Source organism: Chromobacterium sp. FG89, from assembly GCF_057808735.1.
This window is the reverse complement of sequence record NZ_JBMDIQ010000053.1, coordinates 1-4,497: the sequence shown is the minus strand read 5'-3', so window position 1 is coordinate 4,497 and position 4,497 is coordinate 1. Positions and strand designations below refer to the sequence as shown.

Annotated in this window: 7 protein-coding genes; 4 read left to right on the top strand and 3 right to left on the bottom strand. The window is 55.3% G+C overall.

Annotated elements, in window-relative coordinates; genetic code table 11:
• Positions 1-198: 198 nt before the first annotated feature.
• Positions 199-330: a hypothetical protein gene (locus ACODRW_RS24110; RefSeq protein ID WP_254894529.1), complete on the bottom strand. Its 132-nt coding sequence runs from the start codon at positions 328-330 to the stop codon at positions 199-201.
• Between the two features lie 222 nt (positions 331-552).
• Positions 553-1,101, bottom strand: a complete 549-nt coding sequence (locus ACODRW_RS24105) for a hypothetical protein (protein WP_488906893.1) — start codon at positions 1,099-1,101, stop codon at positions 553-555.
• Between the two features lie 576 nt (positions 1,102-1,677).
• Between ACODRW_RS24105 and ACODRW_RS24100 the strand changes: the two genes are divergently transcribed.
• Positions 1,678-2,436, top strand: a complete 759-nt coding sequence (locus ACODRW_RS24100) for a helix-turn-helix transcriptional regulator (RefSeq protein ID WP_488906892.1) — start codon at positions 1,678-1,680, stop codon at positions 2,434-2,436.
• Positions 2,437-2,823: 387 nt separating this feature from the next.
• Here the strand turns inward: ACODRW_RS24100 and ACODRW_RS24095 are convergent, their stop codons facing one another.
• Complete coding sequence (locus ACODRW_RS24095; protein WP_488906891.1) at positions 2,824-3,270, bottom strand: helix-turn-helix transcriptional regulator; 447 nt, start codon at positions 3,268-3,270, stop codon at positions 2,824-2,826.
• On the opposite strand from ACODRW_RS24095, the gene ACODRW_RS24090 reads away from it, so the two are divergent.
• The 3 genes from ACODRW_RS24090 to ACODRW_RS24080 all read left to right on the top strand — a co-directional run.
• On the top strand, positions 3,269-3,484 hold the full coding sequence (locus tag ACODRW_RS24090) for a helix-turn-helix domain-containing protein (RefSeq protein WP_488906890.1): 216 nt from the start codon (positions 3,269-3,271) through the stop codon (positions 3,482-3,484). The genes ACODRW_RS24095 and ACODRW_RS24090 overlap by 2 nt on opposite strands.
• Positions 3,485-3,527: 43 nt before the next feature.
• Positions 3,528-3,989: a phage regulatory CII family protein gene (locus ACODRW_RS24085; protein WP_488906889.1), complete on the top strand. Its 462-nt coding sequence runs from the start codon at positions 3,528-3,530 to the stop codon at positions 3,987-3,989.
• Positions 3,990-3,996: 7 nt separating this feature from the next.
• Positions 3,997-4,497: YdaU family protein (locus ACODRW_RS24080; protein ID WP_488906888.1), on the top strand; the 501-nt coding region annotated here is incomplete at its 3' end.

Genomic DNA, 4,497 nt, shown 5'->3' with positions numbered 1-4,497 from the left:
GACAGCATCAGATCCGCTTCACGTTCGATGGCGAGCGTTTCCAGCTCATCCGCCGCCATCGCGGCGCCGTGCCGCCCCAGGTCGGCAAGCACTTTGCAAGACAGGTTTTGCAGGCTCATGGTGATCAACTCCAGTAGGTTTGCAGCGCCAGCAGCAGCACGATGGCCGCGCCGATGGCGATGGTTTGAAGGGCGTAGCTCATCGCGCCCTCACGACTTGGTGAACCGGTGTACCGCGGCGGCTGAACCACATGAAGCGCAAACACTCGCCGTTGGCGCGCAACTGCTGCGCCTGGGCGTCGCTGAGCCAGCCGATCATGAAGTGAGGCATGCTGTGACCTCCAAAAAGAAGCCGCCCGGCTGGGGTGAGCGCGGGCGGCCAAGGTACTGCGGGGGAAACTGGTGGGGCCACGCTGGCCCCTGAAGCCGTTGTACTCAGGCCGCTCTCGCCTGTGTGCCGTGGCACACCAAAGCACCCCAGCTAAGGGGTGGAGGCGCTTTGGTATGCCTGCCGGTGGTCGTAAAAAAACCCGCTCAGCGGGCTTTTTGTTGATTACCTTTTCTTCAGTCCTGGAAGGCCTCCACTGACAAACGTAGCTTTTACGGTGGAGATCACCGGCGCTGTTTTAGTTTGAACCTTTTGCTTTTTTGGATGCGCAAGGGAAACGTGCCTCTCAAGCGTGCCGGCCTTGAACTTTAAATTGCAAAATGGGCAGTAGGGATCAGCGGCTTCTCTGAGGAATGCATTTGCTAGCGACTTTTTGCAGCTCCCTCGATCTAGAACAAAGGTGTAGGTTTTGGCTACGCTCTTAGTTGATCCCTTCCGACCGGAGGTTTTTACCGGCTTTAGGGACACTTTCACGCCCATGACTTCCCTGGATGGCTTGCTTGCGATTGAGAAGGAACTCCCTCGGTTCTGATGCGATCCTGCTGGTGCTGGCCTTGTTAGGGATTTTGCACCCTGTGGGCCTTTATGCTTCTTTGGCCTATCGCTCGGAAGTACCGCACCAACAACATCCCTTGGCCGGCTGGCCGCTGTTTCAGTAACCATTCCTGCAGGTTTGATGATACCTGCCTTAATGTACTCATCCCGCAACGACATGATTTCCACCTCTTCAAGAGAATGACATATCACTATGTCGCATCTCCGAAGAGATGGAAACCGTATCCATACTTACTACCTGCCTCCGTTTGTACTCACCACGGTGGGCTTGGCTGCATGCTCGCTGGCGCTGGTTCTCAGAGCTGCGCTGCTTCTTAACGCCTTGCAGGCGCCGATCCCACTACCACGTCAGCATGTTGAAACCGTGTAGCTGTGTCCTTGGGGGTGCTATCGAAGCATCCCTCGCTCTAGCGCCGGACCTGGGCTACTCGCACACACTGGCCTTACTGTCGTCTTGCAGGCACCGTTTCGGGATTGCTCCCGGTGGGCGGTTGAACTGGGTTGTTAAGGATCGGTGCCCGGTGTGCTGGGCTGGTGAGACGATTATCACGTTTGTGTTATCCATGGTCAACACATTTGTGTTGTTCGTGTTTTTGCGTGTTGCTTTTTTGGCCAAGCTAAATCGAGGACCGCCCAGCAGGTTGGCTATCTAAATAGGAAAAGGGGGCGTGCAGGCGGTGTTGAGACACAAAGGCTGCCAAGAAATGGCCTAATGTGAACAATGAGGAGGTCTTAATGCAGATAACGCTTTCAAACCTGCCGGAGGCCGTGGAGCTCTTCAGGCGGCGAACGGGTGCAGTGGTGCACGACGTGGCGGTGCTCAGGCGGGTGCTAATCAAGGTAAGGACTGCGCACGATCTTGAAGCGGCCCTGGCCCTTGTGCGTGCGGCTGCCGGCGGCGCGCCGCTGATCCTGGTGGCCTTCTTTGGCGACCAAGGATTCGACAAAGCGCTGAACATAAACCTCGGCTGGCCCAAGGCCTGGATCACGACTTACTCGGCAAACCAGTTCCATCGCGTTGACCCTGTCGCCTACGGCCCGGCCGGCGCCGTGTTCCCGTGGTCGCCGATGCTGACGACGCTGGAACCACGAACAAAACTCGACGAGCAGTTTGCGCGGGCCGCGCACGAACACCGGATGCAACACGGCCTGTCCTTCATTGGCGAGTGGCAAGACTGCCGCGTGATTCTGTCGATGATTGGGAAAGAGATAGAGGACGACCGGGAGACTCGCGATTTGCTGGAAGTACTAATGCCGGATCTGGTGGACGTTGCCTATAGAGTTTTTGCTTCAAACAGGAAAACTTCCCAAATGGAAGTAATTCAGCAAACACTAATAGAACTGTATTGTCACAAGGGATTAAAAAAAGACGAGATAGCATTAGAATTAGGCATGACGAGAAAAGGCGTGGATTACCACATAAACCAGCTCATGGACCGTTATTCTGCCAACACAATAGAACAGTTGATGTTCAAGATCGGCGCATGCGAATAGCGCATAGCTCTTAAATATTTGCTTCAAAAATACGTAGAAATACTGTGTACAGATTCGACTTCCTCTGGGGAAGTGACACTGAACTCCGTCAAATGGGAAAATATCGTCACAACACAACAACATAGTGACAGACGACAGGCCCTACGCTCGACAAGAAACGGAAACGGAGTAAGAAATGCAATGCGGCAATACCGAAATACCCCATGACCCTGGTGTACCTTGTATCCATGCGCCTACCTGCCACCATTTCAGACCTGAACGTCAGCCAAGTAGAGTGATGGCAATGGCGGGGTACAAACTCTTTGAGGATGGGACAATCGGATATATACAGTGGGGGGACATGGCCGGCCTTGAACAAGCCCTGAGAGCCAAGTAAAAACAGGCGGCTTAGCCGCCTGTCTTGTTTTTTAGGATCAGCTCTGCAAGTAACCTCGCAGAATCACCAGATCCTCGCCGCTCAACCTCTGCGAGTATGTCCCTGAGGGTCGCCTCGTGCAGTAAGACTGGAACATCCTCCCCGGGGAGTTCCTTTTCCCCCTGCCCGGTCTCCAACCACTCGAACCTGACGCGCAAAGCTTTCGATAACTCAAGCGTGTACCTCGAAGACCCATTCCGGTTTTCGATATTCCCAATTGTCGACTGATTCTTGGCGCCAATCATTTTTGCCAGTTCGCTCTGGCTCAGCCCAAGCTCAACTCGCCGCGTGCGTACGCGATCACCGTATGTGTTCATGAACACAATCGTATCCGGTTTCAACAACACATTGGTGTTGTAGCCATCAACACATTTGTGTTTTAATGAAGGCATCTTCTTCCTTAGGTTACTGCGAGCCATGGACTGGACCGCCATCATTTCTTCTCTCGAATCTGCAGGCCTGGATCGAGACACCATTGCCGAAAAAGTTGGGTGTTCCCGTTCCTTGGTCAATGCCATTGCCCAGGGTAAACGTGGAAAGCGGCTCTCCTACGAAATAGGGGCAAACCTGCTGAACCTGCATTCATTGCACTGCAGCCAGTTGGCCCATCCTGACGTTTTGCCTCAAGTATGACATCGCCGAAAGATGCATTCTGCATGAATAGAAAGGCAAGCTTATGAGCCAAAGTCGCTACACACATACCACCGCTGCTGCCCAGTCTGTAGCCAAGAGCTACCACAACGGCATTGCCGGCCTCGCCATGGTCATGCGCAAGAGCCCGACCATTTTTGCCAACAAACTGAACCCCAACTGCGAAACCAACCAGCTGACGCTGGAAGAGGCCGCAGAGATTACCGACCGCACGCAAGACCCCGCGATTGCCGACGCCCTGGCCGCGCTCTGCAACCGCGTGACTGTGGCCCTGCCTGATGCGGAGATAACCCTCAAGGAGCTCTCCCGCGAGTGCTGCCGGCTGACGACGGAATGCGGCGACGTCGCGCGCGAGATCTCCGAAGCCGAGCAGCCGGATTCCGAGTGGGGCGAGCGAGTCAGCCCGGCCGAGGCCAAGCGGATCGAGGCTGCGCTCTGGGATCTGGTCTCGGTGACCATGGGCATGATCCAGCGAGTCAGGGGGTAATCATGCTATGAGCCGAACCGCTAAAGAGAAGCGCGCAGACATCTGGATGCCGCTCTACATCGCCGATTACCTGGCCGACACATCCCACCTGAGCACAGAGGAACACGGGGCCTATCTCCTGCTCCTGATGAACGCATGGACCAACGAAGGCGTGTTGCCCGTCAATGAAGAGCGCCTGCGCCGCATTACGCGCATGGATCGCGCATCCTGGGAGGCTTCATGGCCCGAGCTCAAAACATTCTTCTATGAAGACGACGGCCAACTCCGCCACCACCGCCTTGACGCTGAACTGGTGCGCGCGAAGGCCAACGTGAAGCAACGGAGCGAGGCGGGGAAAGCATCGGCAGAGAAACGAAGACTTGAACGAGAGGCCAAGCGACTGGCTGAACAAAACCAGCACGGCAAAGGCAACGAAAATCCAACGGACGTTGAAACGGACGTTGATACGGATGGTTCAACGAACGATCAACGAGACCCTCAACGAAACGGCAGACCATCACCTTCACCT

Excerpts from the sequence above, each read along its gene's own strand:
- ACODRW_RS24100 (WP_488906892.1), top strand. The coding sequence starts at position 1,678 with ATGCAGATAACGCTTTCAAACCTGCCGGAGGCCGTGGAGCTCTTCAGG.
- ACODRW_RS24090 (WP_488906890.1), top strand. The coding sequence starts at position 3,269 with ATGGACTGGACCGCCATCATTTCTTCTCTCGAATCTGCAGGCCTGGAT.
- ACODRW_RS24085 (WP_488906889.1), top strand. The coding sequence starts at position 3,528 with ATGAGCCAAAGTCGCTACACACATACCACCGCTGCTGCCCAGTCTGTA.
- ACODRW_RS24095 (WP_488906891.1), bottom strand. The coding sequence starts at position 3,270 with ATGGCTCGCAGTAACCTAAGGAAGAAGATGCCTTCATTAAAACACAAA.
- ACODRW_RS24110 (WP_254894529.1), bottom strand. The coding sequence starts at position 330 with ATGCCTCACTTCATGATCGGCTGGCTCAGCGACGCCCAGGCGCAGCAG.
- ACODRW_RS24105 (WP_488906893.1), bottom strand. The coding sequence starts at position 1,101 with ATGTCGTTGCGGGATGAGTACATTAAGGCAGGTATCATCAAACCTGCA.